Origin of the sequence: Sphingobacterium paramultivorum (assembly GCF_014109745.1) — a bacterium.
Classification (GTDB): domain Bacteria; phylum Bacteroidota; class Bacteroidia; order Sphingobacteriales; family Sphingobacteriaceae; genus Sphingobacterium; species Sphingobacterium paramultivorum.
Genome location: NZ_CP058555.1, coordinates 1,266,566 through 1,283,347 on the forward strand (window position 1 = coordinate 1,266,566; position 16,782 = coordinate 1,283,347).

Here is a 16,782-nt window from a genome sequence, read left to right on the forward strand (position 1 = left end):
GGGGATAGCCGCATTTTACAGCAAGCCCGTTTTGATATCCTGGTTTCCATGGACTTGATTTTCGAATATCCACAAGTGATTGACCGAAAGCCTGCTATAATAAGCCCATTGATAAAATACATATAAATGATAACTTACGAACAGAGAAAATCCCCATTGTATATTAATATATAACTCAGTGGCTAATTTACACATCTATTTTGTATCTTGATACAAAATGATTATTCTAATTATCAGGAAGGTATTGAATGATTATGTTGCTTTTATTAATGACTTCAAACATCAGTTTTCTACAAAAATGGGAGAATTTGAAAAGAAAGCCGGAATAGTTCGGGACATATTGGTGGGTTCAATTACCAGTTTCACGGCGCGGGATGCCGTTTAGAGAAAGAAGGTGTTATATGTGAATTTGATTTTATGCCTACCAATGAATATTCCATAAAGTTCTGCCTATGGAAAATGTGTGAATTTATTTTGACCAATAATGCAAATGGAATAGTTAAATTGGAAGAGTCGGAATTACATGAGGTGCTATATACCCAGGTTGAAGATGGCACTCCTGTCTAAGTGGTATTAACTCAAAATTCTATTTTCGGATATACTCCTTATGCTGCGTTCTTTCCCTAAAATCATGCATGAAGATATTATAAATCTAAAATTTTTACATAAATTTAAAGCTTACTTGTATTTATAAGATCTATTTAATCCTTTTTAATGGCAACAATACGGATGATTTCCAGCTTTATACTGACGAGCCGAACTATAACCACAATAATCTGTTTTTTTATTTTTAGCCTTAGCAATTCTTTTGCGCAATCACTTGACAATTTTTTAGTGGTTGGACAGCGCTATACGATAAACTCTAAAATACTTAATGAAAGCAGAAATTATTCTGTTTATTTACCGGCTTCCTATAAAAACAATGTCGACAAAAAATACATCGTTGCCTATGTTTTAGATGGGGACAGAAGTAAATTTTTAGAAGTTTCGGGGATTGCACAATCGATGCATTCAGATGCAAATCTTAAGCTGCAAATACCTGAACTTATTATTGTATCAATAGAAAATACCGATAGAACGAAGAATTTTACTCCTACAAATTCATTGAATTATTTAGATAGGGAAGATGTTTCTGCATTTAAAAGTAGCGGAAAAGCGGATGATTTCATGCGTTTTATGGAGAATGAATTAATGGTGGAAATAAATAAATCTTTCAGAACCGTTCCACAGAGTATGATTATCGGACATTCATTGGGTGGACTATTTGCGTTACATTGCCTGTTAGAAAATCCACAGCTGTTTAGTTATTATTTACTTATCGACCCCTCTTGGTTTTGGGATCATAATTATATTGGGAAAAGAAGTAAAGAAGTTTTGGCGAATCGAGTCGACCTAAAAGCTAGGATATACATTGCATTAGCCAATAATATGCAGGAGGATAAGAGGCATTATCAGTGGGGCAATCAATTTTACAAGTTACTGAAGGAGAATAAATCTCCAGATCTGAAGGTAGACTTTCGATATTTTGAAGACGAAAAGCATTTAACAGTAACAATTCCTGCCACATATTATGGCCTTCGATATCTCTTCGAACCATATACTATTGATATAAATGAAGTAACAAAAGACCCCAATATATTGGTAAATTACAGTGCAAAAATAAAAAAGGAACTTTTCTTTGATACTAAACCGGACCAAAGTTTTGTAAATACTATTGGATATGTTGCCCTTTATGATAGGCAACTACCTGATATAGCAATTTCTATTTTTGAGCTGAATACGAAAAATTATCCGCAATCAATCAATGTATGGGATAGCTTAGCCGAGGCCTACACGGTCAGGGGGTATATTGATAAAGCAAGAAAGTGTTATGAAAAAATCTTGACACTTTCTCCAACTAATAATACCGCAAAAACGAAACTTGAAGAATTAAATAGCAAAATAAGACAGAGAAACTAAATGCTGGTCATCGACTCGCGAAGCCAGCATTTTATACCTCTTCACCCGAAATAAATAATGTATATTAGGCTTGGGTATTAACCTTGCCCAATTTTTTAATCCGTTTGTGCCATAAGGCGGCTCAGGAAATACTTCAATCATTTTAGGAGGAATATCCGTAAGGGACTGACCGACAGCCTTCGATAATAGGTTACTTTTGGATGATCATAAGTCATGTTCGACTTTAAAATTAACTTTCTAATTTGGCAAATTGCGTATATTTAAGAGTTATGTGACATAGTTGTAAATCTCGTACTAAATTGAACAAGGAGAATTTTCGAAATTAATACTTAAATTCCTGGAAGGAAATTATCCACAGTTTGCTCAGACAATAAAGTTTCAAGATGACGGATCTTTTGATTGTGGTTTGAAAAGTGAATCCAGAATATTTTCAATTTGGATTGCAACATATAATACCGAAATAACTATTGGAATTGAAGATCCAAATGGAAAAATAGATATTCATAGTCATATTCCATGTTATGGGTTAGATGATTTAGAAGCTTGTGTTGCAGAATTATCATCATTTATTGAAAATATTAAAGCTGACAATTTAGTTTTATATCAAGATGAGGATGGAAAATATGATTGGATAGAATCATTTGAATTTGAAAACCTTGATAACTGTAAAAAGTTTTCCTGGAAGATTAATTGTAAGTACCCCATTTTTCCGACAGCTGGGATTGGACTTTTCTAACTTACCTACAGCAATTTTACTACATGGATAATTATCAAGCAATCTTTCTTACATTTTATCGAAGAAATTGATTTATCTTTAATATTGAGAAAGAATAAAACTAGATTTAAGTTTTTATTGTTACCTATTTATAAAATCTTCTTCATTTAAGCTTTTATAGTTGACCAATTTAATTGTTTTTAATTTTTATTGTTCCTAGATGATCCGAGTTGGAATTACAGATGATTACAAATTTTTAGCACAAAATCTTGCTGACACATCGTATTGGATTGATTCAGTTCAAGTTATATTTAACGTAAGCTGTCCAAATAAGTTAATGGAGGATTTACACCAAAATCCAGTGGATGTTCTCTTTGCAAGTCACAATATCATTCACTGCATTACCGTTCCCTTCTATGGAAGGCTAAAGGAATGCTTTCCAGATATTCGAGTCGTCATATTTGATTTATTTGACCTTGAGAGAGACTTGGTTATCAGTTCTAATAATTTCGTAATGAGGGATTTTGAAAAAAATAAGAAATTATTGATCCGAACCGCTAAGGAAATTTTTATTGGTCCCCATATCGTATTCGATGATAATCATGAACCTCAAAATTTTCTCGAAAAAGTAAGACTTTTTCGTCAAGGAAAATACCATTTTAATGATGTGGTATATATATCTCTCCGGGAAAAATATATTATAAAGTTGGCAGCAAAGGAGCTCTGCGCCAAGGAGATTGCAGAGGAATTGAACATTAGCTTGCGGACAGTTGAGGTACATAAAAGGAATCTAATGACACGAACCAATTCTAAAAATTTCATTGGTGTCATCCTATATGCACTTACCAATAGGATCATGACGTTGGAAGAACTATATGATTAAAATTTAGGAAATTTCTTAATTTATATATTCAGCTTTTTCCCAGGTCAAGTCATCCATTTAGTTGGTGCTTAAAATACGTGAAAACACTTATTGAGAATTTTTATAGGAAAAATTAACTTTGATTTAATTATTAAAAAAGTTTAAGTATTGATTTTCCAAAAATTCAAAATTTGAAATAGCTATGCGAAATTTAACCTATTTGTTTGTATTGTTACCACTTTGTTTTCCACAGCAGTCTCTTGCGCAGAAAAAATCTATATCTATGAAACAAGCTCTTTTGTATACCGAGTCTGAGATAGATCAATTAATCACAAAATTAACTGACGAGGAAAAAGTTGCTCTGGTTATCGGTAGAGGAATGGATAATGTTGGTAATCTCGGAGTAATTGACGGTAGGGTACCGGGCGCGGGCGGGCAGACCCATGACGTAAAACGTTTAGGAATTCCGGATATTATTGTCTGTGATGGGCCATCTGGTATACGCATCAATCCTACACGAGAGGGAACTACAAAGACGTTTTATGCTACTGCCTTTCCATCAGAAACTGTTTTGGGCTCAACATGGAGTAAAGAGCTCGCCCAACAGATAGGGACAGCCTTGGGGACAGAAGCCAAGGAATATGGTATCGATGTACTATTGGCACCGGGCGTAAATATTCACCGCAATCCGCTGGGAGGCCGAAATTTTGAATATATATCCGAAGATCCCGTGTTATCAGGAGTTATGGCAATGCACCTGATCAATGCAGTACAAAAACTTGGAATAGGGACATCGCTAAAGCACTATGCGGCAAATAATGCCGAGCACAACCGACTTTTTAGCAACTCTTTAGTGAGCGAACGCGCGTTACGTGAGCTCTATTTGCGACCCTTCGAAATAGCTGTCAAAGGCGCACAGCCATGGACAATAATGACTTCTTATAACAAAATAAATAATAAGTATACAAGTGAACGAAGGGATTTAAATTATCAGCTTCTGCGTGAAGAGTGGGGCTTCAAAGGACTCGTGATGACAGACTGGTATTCAGGGTTTCCCAGTGTGGAAGTGATCAGGGCCGGCAATCAATCTAACGATGTTTCAGCACAGCTAAGATCCGGAAACGATTTGATCATGCCAGGCTCCAAAATTCAACTCGAGGCCGCACTGGCAGATGTAAAATCCGGAAAGCTTTCAAAAAAAGATCTAGATTTTGCCGTGCGAAATGTCCTCAATCTAGTTTCCAAGTCCCCGACATCCTTAAAGTATAAGTATAGCGACTCACCTGATCTGGAATCTCACGCACAATTATCACGTAAAATAGCAGGAGAGGGGACAGTAATGCTAAAAAATGCCGACGCACTTCCTTTAAGCTCAAATACACGAATAGCAACATTTGGTATAGGGTCTTACCATTTGGTGGTCGGAGGCACAGGTAGCAGTGAAGTTACTACAGCCTACAATATTCCGGTATATAAAGGCTTGCAAAATGCAAATTTTAGCCTATACAAACCACTATTAGATAAATATATCCCCTATGTTGAAGAAGAAGAGAAAAAGGATATTGAGCGCAGAGCTAAACTTAATAAACTAGCGCCACTTGGTGTCATTTCACAATTAGAAATATCCGATCAAGAGCTTGCTGCAGCCGCAGCAAATACAGATGTTGCGATATTGACATTCGGTCGTAACTCTGCTGAGGAGCAGGATTTAAATGTGGATACTGAATACAACCTAAGCCAGGATGAACAATCATTGCTAAACCGGGTTTCAGAAATCTATAAAAAGCAGCACAAGAAAGTGATCGTTGTATTGAATGTAGGAAGTGTTATGAATACATCCTGGAGAGACAAAGTTGATGCTATATTAGTAACCTGGTTCGCTGGAGCCGAAGGAGGCAATGCGCTGGCGGATATTGTAAGTGGTCGTGTAAATCCGTCCGCAAAGACGACAGCCACTTTTCCTAATTCCTATTCTGATGTTCCGTCTGCACAGAGTTTCTTTGCTACGGAAGCCTCGGACCATCGGGACATCCGCTATACCGAAGGAATCTATGTGGGATACCGCTATTATGATAGCTTTAAGATTGCGACGGCCTATCCCTTCGGTTTTGGCTTATCTTATACTACTTTTGATTATAGCGATCTGAAATTGAATAAATCGGAATTTAAAGACGATATAAAAGTTACCTTAACAATTACCAATACAGGAAAAACAGCAGGTAAAGAAGTTGTGCAGATGTATGTAAGCGCACCGAAGGGTACAATAGACAAACCTGTAAAAGTACTGGTCGATTTTGGCAAGACCAAGCTTTTGCAGCCAGGTGAATCTCAAACTATGGAATTAACAATAGGGCCCAAGGAAATCGCATCCTTTCACACAGATAAGAGCCAGTGGTTAGCTGATGCGGGCATTTATCAGGTTTTAATTGGAAAGTCCAGTCAAAATATCGTTTTAAAATCCGAATTCAATATTGAAAATACCTTAGTTGTAGAGAAAGTTAAGCCGGCCTTTACCGAAAGACTGGATTTTAAGGACTTAAAAAACAAATAGCTTTGATATTCCACCAAGAGACACATGAGATCGATTTTATATTTATTCATACTATTTAGTTTACTATGCTCGTCCTGTATCAAGGACGAGCTCCCCAATGCGGAGGCAGATATCTTGTCTTGTACAGTAGATAGTCTAATTCTTAAAAAAGACCCATTAATTCAAAACGACCGTATCCAGATATTTGTCAAATCCTTTGTAGACCTGACATCTCAGGCGCCAGTATTTACACTGTCCTCCGGTGCAACAATCTCTCCCGAAAGTGGTACAACTTTGGATTTTACAAATTCACAATTATATACGGTTACATCGCAAGACGGAAAGTCGAAAAAAGTTTATGAAGTAAGTTATATAAGCTCAGCTGTTGGATCAAAATACAGTTTTGAACACGTGCGTACAGAAAACAACAAGTATGATGTTTTCTACGAATTAAATCAGGATAATCAAAATATTATGGATTGGGCAAGCGGAAACGCTGGATTTAGTTTGACTGGAGCAGGATCAAAACCTGAAGACTATCCGACAGCCAGATTAACGAGTGGTAAGGTAGGGCAGGGTGTAAACCTGACGACACGGTCTACTGGAGCTCTCGGGGCGACAATGGGCAAACCATTGGCCGCCGGAAATATCTTTATGGGCGAATTTGATTTGGCCAGTTCTATTATCAATCCATTGAAAAGCTTGCGTTTAGGTATGCCGGTAGATTTTGTGCCCTACGCTTTTAAAGGTTTTTTCAAGTACAAAGCAGGTAATGTATACAAAGAAGGAGGTACTGTGGTTTCGGGCAAAAAAGATTCATGGGATTGTTACGCTGTATTTTTTGAAACCGATGCCACACTCAAACACTTAGACGGGACAAATAAATTTACTCATAATAACATCTTAGCTATCGCGCGGATTCAATCACAGGCAGGTATTGAAACTAACGAGTGGACACCATTTCATATCCCTTTTGTTTTTAATAGTAATGCGGTAGTTGATCCTCAAAAGATGAAAGACGGTAAATATAGTTTGACATTAGTATTTACATCCAGTATCGACGGAGATGCATTTGCCGGCGCGGAGGGAAGTACACTTCTTATAGACGAAATAGAAATAATTCATGAGTAATTCAACTAGCATGTCAATAGCAAAACCTCTCACTTTTATACTTCTTTTTGGATGTTTTAAGACTTCACTTTCACAAGAAACTATAAAACAGGAGCGTGAAATCCTTCAAGATAGCATTGTTTTTCAGATACGTACTGGAATTAATATCGGAGGTTTTAGTCCACTACCTTTACCTGCTGAAATTAGAAAGATAAAGAAGTTTAACCCCAAATTGAATTTTAGTGTCGAAGGTAGCGCGACCTACTGGTTTAGGAAATCCTGGGGTATAAGAACAGGAGTGAGGCTTGAAAATAAAGCGATGGAAACAGATGCGCAGGTCAAAAATTATAGTATGGAAATCATTGGTGACAACGGAGAACGTGTAGCAGGTAATTGGACAGGTGGTGTATCAACCCAAGTTATCAATTCTTACATAACGATCCCGATTTCAGCCACGTATGCGTTAAATGATAAATGGGGTTTTTCGCTTGGCACTTTTTGGTCTTTCCTTTTAGAAAAGGATTTTTCGGGATATGTCTATGATGGGTACCTTCGGGAAGGTGGAGCTACTGGCAATAAAGTTGTTTTTAGTGGTGAAAATACAGCGACTTATGATTTCTCAAATAACTTGAGAACGTTCGTTTACGGTCTAGAGGTAGGAGGAAACTGGCGTGCATCAAGGCATTTGAATGTCTTTTCTAATTTAAATTTTGAGCTAAACAATATATTTAAATCTGACTTTAAGACCATTACATTTGGAATGAGGCCCATTTATCTTAATATTGGCTTTGGTTATGTTTTCTAGAGGTGAAGAAATTGATTTCACTCTATTATTATAGATCCAAGGAAGGTTCAATAACAAAATTATAGTTCCTAAGACTTAAAATCATTGAAACTATTTTGGTAAATTCATAAGTAGTTCCTTTGCTGCACTTTCTACTGCCAATTTTCGCAAAACCTTTTGCACTCCTAAACGAATTCGTTCAGCAAGAATGATATTTTCAATATTTACCTTATTGTTCATTATGGTATTTCGATTTTAGTGTTGACCAAATTTCGCTATTTGAAATGAAAACGATCGCTAATGCAATAGACATTAATCAAGCTATGTCGATTTTTTTGGCGGTCGCTCTACCAGCTATGAGAAGAAGATGCAGGAAATGTACAATCGTATCATAGAAAACTCTCAAGCAACACGTCCAGGCAATATGTGTGATGCTATTATCGGGCTAGGATAGGCTTAATACATCCGATTACATATAAAAAATAAGAAACCCTATAAATCTATACCGTATACAATATTACTAATATTATTAGTAATATTGTAAAATGAAACCGCTAGAAATCTTTTGCCGAAATCGGGTAATGTACGCTCAAATTACCGTGCATGATAAAAGCATGGGCATGAAAGATTATCATCTTTACAACAAAAATGGTCTTGCTTTTTATGTTTTCAGGAAATCTCGGGGAGTGTGGCAATTGGCATTCGGTGTACTTGCCGATGACATCAAGGAAGCGTGCATTGACGCTCTTATACTTCGCTTTGATACGGATGTGCCTGAGTTGTTTTATCATCATGGAAAACGCCAGGTAGTGGAAGTTCGGGCCAAGAAATACAGCCTTTGGCATATTTATCTCAATAATGCTTATGTAGGAAGTATTCAATATTACACTTTCACTAAGCAGTTCAATTACCACCTTGAAGACAATTGCTTATTGACCGATGATCAGGTGCAAAAATATATAGTCCTGATCCAACGTGGAGAATTAAAGTGGATAAAGGACGATATTCGATGAAAAACGATATAAAAGGAATAAAAAAACTTGAGTCTGGGAGGATCTCAAGGCTTCCTAAATACTGCGGAATAGTATTGCTGTAACTATGTTTCTATCGTCGAGAATAAAAGGTGCTGTATTGACGGAGGATTTTCCCCATCTGCCTCGAAGATATCAACCTTTGTTTGTAGCAACCTATCATCTTTAATTATCAGATGCTCGGGGAAAACATGTTGTACTTTCTTTTTCAGCTTTTCAAATATCTGAAAATCAGTGTCGCTTACAGGGGTAAATGATTTTTCCCGATTGGACAGGCTCATTATCCTGATCGCAAAATAGGGTAAAATAACACTAACAAATAAAGAGTATAAAATGTCTTCATTCTGCTCAAGGTGGAAGGAAAAGTGATATGAAGGACTTCCCCCTAAGAAGGAATAGTCCCAGATTTCAGCAGACAGGTCGGTAAGGGACTCTTTTAAATGTTCCCATTGCTCGCGGTCTGACCAGGCTGATTCAATACATCGTTTGCGGTTATTGTAAGCTTCTGAAGCGGAATAAGCCATGATATCGTCGAGGGTAAGACCCTCCGGATAATACTCTTTTAACTGATCCGTTATTTGTTCCTTTCGCATCTGAATTTATTTGCAATTAGGATCCCAGTTCTTCACTCCAGTCCCAGGATTAGTTCCTGCCATATTGACTAATCTCGCAAGATTCGCTCCAAGCTGTGCATTGATATAAATCTGCATTTCAGTCTTTACAAATGCCTGAATTTGGGCAGGCTACCTTAACCGTCCCTCAATGTTCATTACCTTTATAGATCCACATAGGCTCTGTTTGACCTGCTCGTTCAAAGCCGTTCTTTTTATAAAAGTCGATGGTATTTCCATCAGCCGTAAGCATCTGCATGTGAAAACCCTTATAAATGTCTTGCATTTTATCCATAATCAAACGCCCAACACCTTTGCCTTGATAGGAGGGTAGCACCAGTAAATGTGGATAATAAACCACGAGGTATCCATCGGAAATAGCATTTCCTAGGCCTACCAATGTCGTACCATCCCATGCCGTAACTAAGGAATGCGAATTTAAGAGTGCTTTGATCAGTAGTTCTGGTTTATCGGCTGCACTCCATTTGTTAGCTTGATAAAGTTGTAGTATGTCGTTTGCGTTTAAATCTCTATTGACACTTAGCTGTATGTTCATATATTATTCTGTAGTTTTCGTTGGTATTTTTAAGCAAATATTCTTCGCTGGTAAATATCCGAATATGTGAAAATCGAAGATTACAAACCGTAAAAAACAAATTAGATTTTATTCCTTGTCAAATTTTCCAATATATTTCATACCGAGCATATCGGCAATTTTTTCACCATGTATTTCAATTGTGCCTTTTACAACAAGTTCAAGTATGGAATGGGCTGTGGTCATTCTCAGCTCTTCAACTTTGAGAATCATCTTTTCAGCAATGTTGTAATCTTCTATTTGGAGAATCAGTATCTCGTCAAGTTTTTCGCTTTTTGAAGTATGGTAATAATTCAGTTTTATAATATCCTTTTTATTTAGTGCCGCTTGTTGGAGAATATTCTTTTTATCAATTTTATTGTCTCCTATCCATAAATAATGAACCTCATAATCTGATAAAGACTGGTCAGAAAACTGAACCAATTTCCCAATGTACTTTATCGTTTCAGAACGTGAAGCATCTTTTTCATCTAGGTCATTGTCTTCAAAAGCTACAACAGCGTTAAAACCAATGAAACTATGTCCTCTTAATAATGTTTCTAATTCATCTTTATCTACACCAATATCATTTGCAATGGTTTTGATATTTAGAGAGTTCTTATAATATTTCATTATCATGAGATCTTCATCATAGTTATCCAAATGAACTTCCTTGCAAAAATCACAGCGTAACTCCGTATTTGGTTCTTTATCGTCCTCTTCGTTTCCGGTTGGCGGTTCGTTGTCATAAACAGACCATACTTCCAGATAGTCATTTTGATCCAGATATTTTTTTAATTCTTTCTCCGTTTTAAACTTTCCGAACCATACATGTATTTTTTTCATCTTGTGATGTAATTTAAGAATCTGAATTAGCAATGTTAAAGATAAAGCATTTTTGTATAGAAATTTTTCCCTTAATTACCTGAGAAACATTTTTGGCTATATTGAAATGAGCCCATGGAACAGCATTGTTGAAAAGCCGGAATATCCGACATATTGTATTATCGACCTGGATTCCGAAAAAAACGCGTTCGACCAAGTTATTGAAGCGGCACAGGTTACAAAGCAAATCTTGGATGATATGAGTGTAGAGTCTTTTTTTAAAACAAGTGGCTCTACAGGTCTTCATATTTAGTATCGATGCCTTTGCAGTGGAATGAAGTAAAGAAAGGATTGAAGATGAGCGATTTTCACATCTTCAATACAATGGGAAGATTATCTAGTGAAGGGGATATTTTCAAACCGGTTCTCGGCAAAGGGATATACCTAAAAGCAGTTACCGAAAAACATTGTAAAAATGATGGACAAAAGAAGGATAATAAAAGAATGGGCAACAAAAGCAAAAGGTTCTCATTCGTTTGAATTTGTTGCCCTTAATTACGTTTTGTAATATTGATAGCTATAGAAATTTTAGAGATTCTAAAAAAGGGGACATCCATACGGATCAACTAGTACACCAATCGGTGTGTTGGGGCATCTATCCACATCATCCGCGACACCATCCTGATCTTGATCGCCTGGTGCTGGAACTGCGCTTGATGAAAGCATTACCAATGCGAAGGCAAATGCTGCAAACTTTAAAATTTGTTTAGTCATAATAATATATTTAAGTTATAAAATTCTATTGCAAGTAATGAATCAGGGTCTGGTTTTTTTATCTTCTGTACCAGTGTATATTTTTTCAAATACTACTTTATCCAACAACTTTTTTGTGTGCAGAAGGTCATCCAGTTTAATATTTACATCTTCCCTCTGTCTGCTCAGCGCAAGATACCAGCTTTCGACAAGAGCAATTTCTTTATTTGTGCACCTGCTATCGGAGTATTTTTTTAGTAATTCTTTTGAAATGTTTTTATGCATAATAGAATTTCTATTATCATCTAACAAGCGACAAATAATAATATTGATATGTAATGATTTCATTGAACAGCAGGTACTCACTGAAACCACTTAACGATTTACCGGCCCTACTACATATTTATAATAAATATTCGGATAGAAAAAATATTCGCCTGAAATGGGTTTACCGTCAAAAAAATACAGTTTTTTAATATTATCTGATGATATTTTGGACTGCCATTCACCTATTTGTTCGTAATCAATCTGGATAGGTATAATAACTTGTGCAGCGCTATTGTGTTTTATTTTAATGTCTTCATAAATACTTTTGAAATCGAACTTGTTTTCCATCTTTTGAATCAGATCAACAAACTTAGGAAAGGCACTGTCGGAAAAACTAATCGATTGGACCTCGCCGTTTGCAGCAAAATTGATTTTCATTAATGTTACCGTTGAAGGCTGCTTAGTTTCAAGTCCATCAGGGTATTTTAAAAGCTCACCGAAAGTCGAATAGAATTTTTCAAATGATGGAAAATCAACATATTTTTGTCCAAATGCTGTATATGTATTTAAAATTGCGAGAATAGTAATAAAGATTTTCATGTTCAATTTATGAGATTAATTACATTTTGATCCTTTATATCCATATTGGTAATCTGCCTCGATTCTGGAGCGTTCATCCAAATTAGGCAATTTATTTTTATATTTCTCTTCAAGAGTTTCCCACGTCTCATTATTGATACTGTTTTTAAATGCTTCCTGCAATCCTGCCATTGCCAGTGAATAGGCATCCTGCAGAGGTGTATTGTAATTATCAATTAAATGTAATGCCATTACATCTAAATATTGTGATAGCATGACATCATGCTGATTTGTTGAGTAGGCATATCCCTGGTAGTTCAGGTAAGCATGTATTGATTCATGTACAACAACCAAAGCAATATACTCTCTTGAAGCATTGGACAAATTATTAATATTGAAGAGGACAGTAATGTCCATATCCGTTATTTTACCATCATTATCATATAAAATCCGGGTTGCCTGTGCAGAACCGTCCACACCATTAGGCATATTTGAACCTTCCATATACTTGATATTAAAGTGTCCGTTCCAGCCGAAAATTGACTGTAAAGTCTCATTGGCTTTAAATGAGATGTTGCTTGCTAGAACTTCGTCGACCACTCCGCTGACGCAGGGATCTTCTACTTGATTATCGAGGGCAGAGCTACCTCCAGAATTTCCTCCGCCACCGCCGTTGCCTCCACTTCCACCGGAATCGTCTCCAGGACCATCACCTGGATTTCCTGTATCACCAGGACTGCCGGGGTTGGGATTATAACCGCCGTCCCCTGGAGTACCTGGATTTCCTGGACTTGGTATATCTACTGGAGGCAGCTCGTTATCAACGGGACAGCCTTCAGGGTCAACCCAAGTTTGTGGTGGAGTATTTGGGCATTTATCGTCTTTGTTTGGAACCCCGTCACCATCATCGTCATCATTAGGATTACTTGATGCGCGTGTACCAGCTCTTTTTACAGCCTCATCGGTAATAAAGACAGCTTCTCCATCATTTACAGCATATTTTCTGTAAAAGTGACCGTTAACAAGGTAAATATTAAGCCTTCCGTCGAATCCATCTTTAGTTTTGTTTTTGTGGGAATTTTTGTCAGGGTTTGCTATAAATTCCGTAATCTGCGCGTACCTCTTGCCATCTTGATTTATTATAACAAGCTGGAGTGTCACGTTGGTGACAAAGTCCATTTTTAATGGAAGCGAAACAATCTTTTGATTGTCTTTTTTTGTGACTTTTATCGCGTTAAAATCGGCGGTAAGGTTACCGTACTTTTTATTAAAACGGGCTAAGCCATATTTAGATGTGGTCTGGTATAAACTAATTATATCTTCTTTGGATTTGGTCAATGATTGTTCGACATCCCGCTGGGCATCCTCCTTTGTGCAGCCATTAAACATTAAGAGCGCAATGAAGAACGTAATGATAAAATAACTTCTTTTCATATAACAATAGTTGTGTTCTTATTCCTTTTTCGGAAAAAATATTTGGTTTGTATTATCAAGTATAGCTAAAAAATTTATTTATATATAATTTTATTTTAAAATAGTATGCAAAACAGCCTTTTTATGTGGTAAATGTTGCGAAATGTATGTTTTATGATTTATTTGTAACAATTAATTTCGGTTGTTTTCTGAATAAGCTATGTTTTCATGTAAAACTTCCAAATAAGGACCTGATTGCTGTTATATATTAAAAATAATGCGCTATTGTGGAGTCGGGTAATTATAAAGGAGTGTAAATAGATTGTTCGGTAATTTCTTGTTATTAACATTCAATTCATAATCATTTATTGGACAATGTCTGAATTAATTTAAAGTTCAAAAACGGACGGTCTACCGTATCATATGACAGGAAGTTTATACCTATTCATTTAGAAATTGGTATTTCATAGACAGCTTACAAACAAATGTTGTTTTCGTAAATGGCCACTCTTAGATATGGTAAATAGAATAAATCTATTTGCACCAAATCTTGCGAGGAGAATGCCATTAACGCCACAGTTGTTTTATTTTTCATTATGTTGTTGACTAATGTATTGTGTATTGGCTTTTCAAACCTATGGATTGCTTTTCAAGTCTTCTTACGGTTTCCCCTAACCAGTCCTACTTTCAAACACATATCCTAGCCTAAAAATGTGTAATAATCCTGAAAGTTAATAGCTGTAAGCCTATTAATTCAGCATACCACGACCAATTCCAAACTTCCAATAGCTGCCAATGTTGTCATCGGTAGCACTGTCTTTAGCGATATAGGAGCGAGCTATGTCGATTTCTTTGGCGGTCGTTCTACCAGCTATGAGAAGAAGAAGGAGGAAATGTACAATCGTATCATAGAAACTCCCAAGTAACGCGTCCAGACAATTTGTGCGATACTATTATAGGGCTATGATAGGCTTAATACATCCGATTACATATAAAAAATGAGAAACCCTATAAATCTATACCGTATACAATATTGCTAATATTATTAGTAATATTGTGAGGTGAAACCGCTAGAAATCTTTTGCCGAAATCGGGTAATGTACGCTCAAATTACCGTGCATGATAAAAGCATGGGCATGGAAGATTATCATCTTTACAACAAAAATGGTCTTGCTTTTTATGTTTTCAGGAAATCTCAGGGCGTGTGGCAATTGGCATTCGGTGTACTTGCCGATGACATCAAGGAAGCGTGCATTGACGCCCTTATACTTCGCTTTGATACGGATGTGCCTGAGTTGTTTTATCATCATGGAAAACGCCAGGTAGTGGAAGTTCGGGCCAAGAAATACAGCCTTTGGCATATTTATCTCAATAATGCTTATGTAGGAAGTATTCAGTATGACACCTTCACTAAGCAGTTCAATTACCACCTTGAAGACAATGGTTTATTGACCGATGATCACGTGCAAAAATATATAGCCCTGATACAACGTGGGGAATTAAAGTGGATAAAGGACTATATTCGATGAAAAACGCTATAAAAGGAATAAAAAAACCTTGAGTCTGGGAGGCGCGAATCCTGTTTGGTTTTAAAAAAAATTATTGCTGGCTGTTGAGCACGCGGTACTAGCTGTCAGTAAGTTTTCTGTTACCGGATTTTTGACTATAGATGATCTAAGCACCAAAAAATATTTTACGTTGACGGATCAGGTGTGGATGATCATGGAAGAACTTTTTAATAAAAGACGGTTGTCATTATCGAAGAGTGGGTTGATCTGGAATGTTCGTAAGACAGATAATAATATTTGATGAAGTGATATTGCGTTTTGGAATTTAATTATTATTAGGATGGAATTTTTGAACAACATTTTATAAGAAATGAACAACAATTATCTCAGCTAATCTCGCGATCTTTACAGTAGATGAATGCCCAAAGCCGGTTAACATCTAGCCCAAGCGGACATCTAGCCAAAATTGCCTCCCTCGACGGTTAACGAGGGAGGCCTTTTTGTTTATTTTATTGTCTTATTAAAACCGTTGAGTAAATCAGCTACGGTTTCCCGTAACCAATCCTACTCTCAAACCTATACCTTAGCCTTACAGTTTGTAATAATCTTGAAAGTTAATATCTGTAAACATATTAATTCAGAATAAATAATGTATATTAGGCTTGGGTATTAACCTTGCCCGATTGAAAAGTATAATGCCATGATAGTAACCACGACCAATTCCATCGAAGGGAGGGAGATTTCACGCTATAATGATCCAATAGCTGCCAATGTTGTTATCGGCACCAATATCTTTAGCGATATAGGAGCGAGCTATGTCGATTTCTTTGGCGGTCGCTCTACCAGCTATGAGAAGAAGATTCAGGAAATGTACAAGCGTGTTACCGAAACGCTGAAGCAACGTGCTCAGGCTATTCGTGCTGATGCTATTATAGGGCTTAGTGTAGATATCGACGAAATCTCAGGAAAGGGGAGCCAGATGTTTATGATTACGGCCGTGGGGACACCAGTACATCTCAAAGAGGTTGCTCGCGTCCCGATGGAGAAGCAAGATGATCTATTGGATGGCGAATTGATTCAGCAAAAGGTCCGAGCAGATATTATCCTAGAAAATTATAAGTCGGTAGAATTTATGAATAAAGATACAGCTGAATTTATCGCTACCTCAGGCCTAAGGGAATTTGAGCTACTTGTGGTAGAAGCTATAAATTGGAGTGTTGGGGCATAGAAGGAAGGTATAAATAATAGGGAATAACTTTAA

At 36.6% G+C, this 16,782-nt stretch carries 21 protein-coding genes; 13 read left to right on the forward strand and 8 right to left on the reverse strand.

All coding sequences use genetic code 11. From position 1 onward, the window contains the following. Nucleotides 1–217: 217 nt before the first annotated feature. From HS960_RS05335 to HS960_RS05365, 8 genes are all read left to right on the forward strand, one after another. Complete coding sequence (locus HS960_RS05335) at nt 218–385, forward strand: hypothetical protein (RefSeq protein ID WP_182331611.1); 168 nt, start codon at nt 218–220, stop codon at nt 383–385. Then, on the forward strand, nt 340–567 hold the full coding sequence (locus HS960_RS27120) for a DUF6896 domain-containing protein (protein WP_394353593.1): 228 nt from the start codon (nt 340–342) through the stop codon (nt 565–567). Before HS960_RS05335 ends, HS960_RS27120 begins: the two co-directional genes overlap by 46 nt. 147 nt (nt 568–714) lie before the next feature. Beyond that, on the forward strand, nt 715–1,959 hold the full coding sequence (locus tag HS960_RS05340; protein WP_182331613.1) for an alpha/beta hydrolase-fold protein: 1,245 nt from the start codon (nt 715–717) through the stop codon (nt 1,957–1,959). Nucleotides 1,960–2,365: 406 nt separating this feature from the next. Next, nucleotides 2,366–2,695 carry a hypothetical protein gene (locus tag HS960_RS05345; protein ID WP_182331615.1) on the forward strand — a complete coding sequence of 110 codons (330 nt, stop codon included), beginning with the start codon at nt 2,366–2,368 and terminating at the stop codon, nt 2,693–2,695. Nucleotides 2,696–2,894: 199 nt separating this feature from the next. Beyond that, nucleotides 2,895–3,557 (forward strand): helix-turn-helix transcriptional regulator, encoded by a 663-nt coding sequence (locus tag HS960_RS05350; protein WP_182331617.1) that lies wholly within the window; start codon nt 2,895–2,897, stop codon nt 3,555–3,557. Between the two features lie 262 nt (nt 3,558–3,819). Continuing rightward, nucleotides 3,820–6,087, forward strand: a complete 2,268-nt coding sequence (locus HS960_RS05355; RefSeq protein WP_182331620.1) for a glycoside hydrolase family 3 N-terminal domain-containing protein — start codon at nt 3,820–3,822, stop codon at nt 6,085–6,087. 24 nt (nt 6,088–6,111) lie between these two features. Next, nucleotides 6,112–7,197, forward strand: coding sequence for a PCMD domain-containing protein (locus HS960_RS05360; protein ID WP_182331622.1), 1,086 nt, complete (start codon nt 6,112–6,114; stop codon nt 7,195–7,197). Further along, on the forward strand, nt 7,190–7,981 hold the full coding sequence (locus HS960_RS05365) for a porin family protein (RefSeq protein ID WP_202883753.1): 792 nt from the start codon (nt 7,190–7,192) through the stop codon (nt 7,979–7,981). Before HS960_RS05360 ends, HS960_RS05365 begins: the two co-directional genes overlap by 8 nt. A gap of 90 nt (nt 7,982–8,071) precedes the next feature. Here the strand turns inward: HS960_RS05365 and HS960_RS26990 are convergent, their stop codons facing one another. Beyond that, nucleotides 8,072–8,200, reverse strand: coding sequence for a hypothetical protein (locus HS960_RS26990; protein WP_262889713.1), 129 nt, complete (start codon nt 8,198–8,200; stop codon nt 8,072–8,074). A gap of 380 nt (nt 8,201–8,580) precedes the next feature. Between HS960_RS26990 and HS960_RS05370 the strand changes: the two genes are divergently transcribed. Further along, nucleotides 8,581–8,973 carry a hypothetical protein gene (locus HS960_RS05370; RefSeq protein ID WP_182331623.1) on the forward strand — a complete coding sequence of 131 codons (393 nt, stop codon included), beginning with the start codon at nt 8,581–8,583 and terminating at the stop codon, nt 8,971–8,973. An 83-nt stretch (nt 8,974–9,056) separates the two neighbouring features. Here the strand turns inward: HS960_RS05370 and HS960_RS05375 are convergent, their stop codons facing one another. The 3 genes from HS960_RS05375 to HS960_RS05385 all read right to left on the reverse strand — a co-directional run bounded on the left by HS960_RS05375 (nt 9,057) and on the right by HS960_RS05385 (nt 11,022). Further along, nucleotides 9,057–9,584 (reverse strand): hypothetical protein, encoded by a 528-nt coding sequence (locus HS960_RS05375; RefSeq protein ID WP_182331625.1) that lies wholly within the window; start codon nt 9,582–9,584, stop codon nt 9,057–9,059. A gap of 166 nt (nt 9,585–9,750) precedes the next feature. After that, nucleotides 9,751–10,158 carry a GNAT family N-acetyltransferase gene (locus tag HS960_RS05380; protein ID WP_182331627.1) on the reverse strand — a complete coding sequence of 136 codons (408 nt, stop codon included), beginning with the start codon at nt 10,156–10,158 and terminating at the stop codon, nt 9,751–9,753. 108 nt (nt 10,159–10,266) lie between these two features. Beyond that, nucleotides 10,267–11,022 carry an immunity 22 family protein gene (locus HS960_RS05385; protein WP_182331629.1) on the reverse strand — a complete coding sequence of 252 codons (756 nt, stop codon included), beginning with the start codon at nt 11,020–11,022 and terminating at the stop codon, nt 10,267–10,269. A 52-nt stretch (nt 11,023–11,074) separates the two neighbouring features. Between HS960_RS05385 and ligD the strand changes: the two genes are divergently transcribed. Beyond that, nucleotides 11,075–11,314, forward strand: a complete 240-nt coding sequence (ligD, locus tag HS960_RS27045; protein WP_182331631.1) for a non-homologous end-joining DNA ligase LigD — start codon at nt 11,075–11,077, stop codon at nt 11,312–11,314. A gap of 284 nt (nt 11,315–11,598) precedes the next feature. On the opposite strand, the gene HS960_RS26745 is transcribed toward ligD, so the two are convergent. Genes HS960_RS26745 through HS960_RS05410 form a run of 4 tightly spaced genes read right to left on the reverse strand, consistent with a single transcriptional unit; the run spans nt 11,599 to nt 14,034 of the window. Continuing rightward, a complete protein-coding gene (locus tag HS960_RS26745; protein ID WP_202883754.1) occupies nt 11,599–11,775 on the reverse strand; it encodes a hypothetical protein in 177 nt (58 codons plus the stop codon). Between the two features lie 42 nt (nt 11,776–11,817). Next, on the reverse strand, nt 11,818–12,102 hold the full coding sequence (locus tag HS960_RS05400) for a hypothetical protein (protein WP_228280219.1): 285 nt from the start codon (nt 12,100–12,102) through the stop codon (nt 11,818–11,820). 27 nt (nt 12,103–12,129) lie between these two features. Next, nucleotides 12,130–12,621: a hypothetical protein gene (locus HS960_RS05405; RefSeq protein ID WP_182331634.1), complete on the reverse strand. Its 492-nt coding sequence runs from the start codon at nt 12,619–12,621 to the stop codon at nt 12,130–12,132. 15 nt (nt 12,622–12,636) lie between these two features. After that, complete coding sequence (locus HS960_RS05410) at nt 12,637–14,034, reverse strand: hypothetical protein (protein WP_182331636.1); 1,398 nt, start codon at nt 14,032–14,034, stop codon at nt 12,637–12,639. Nucleotides 14,035–14,765: 731 nt separating this feature from the next. Between HS960_RS05410 and HS960_RS27125 the strand changes: the two genes are divergently transcribed. From HS960_RS27125 to HS960_RS05425, 3 genes are all read left to right on the forward strand, one after another. After that, on the forward strand, nt 14,766–14,939 hold the full coding sequence (locus HS960_RS27125) for a heavy metal-binding domain-containing protein (RefSeq protein ID WP_394353594.1): 174 nt from the start codon (nt 14,766–14,768) through the stop codon (nt 14,937–14,939). Between the two features lie 210 nt (nt 14,940–15,149). Beyond that, on the forward strand, nt 15,150–15,542 hold the full coding sequence (locus HS960_RS05420) for a hypothetical protein (RefSeq protein ID WP_182331638.1): 393 nt from the start codon (nt 15,150–15,152) through the stop codon (nt 15,540–15,542). A gap of 679 nt (nt 15,543–16,221) precedes the next feature. Continuing rightward, nucleotides 16,222–16,749 carry a YbjQ family protein gene (locus HS960_RS05425; RefSeq protein ID WP_182331640.1) on the forward strand — a complete coding sequence of 176 codons (528 nt, stop codon included), beginning with the start codon at nt 16,222–16,224 and terminating at the stop codon, nt 16,747–16,749. Nucleotides 16,750–16,782: the final 33 nt, after the last annotated feature.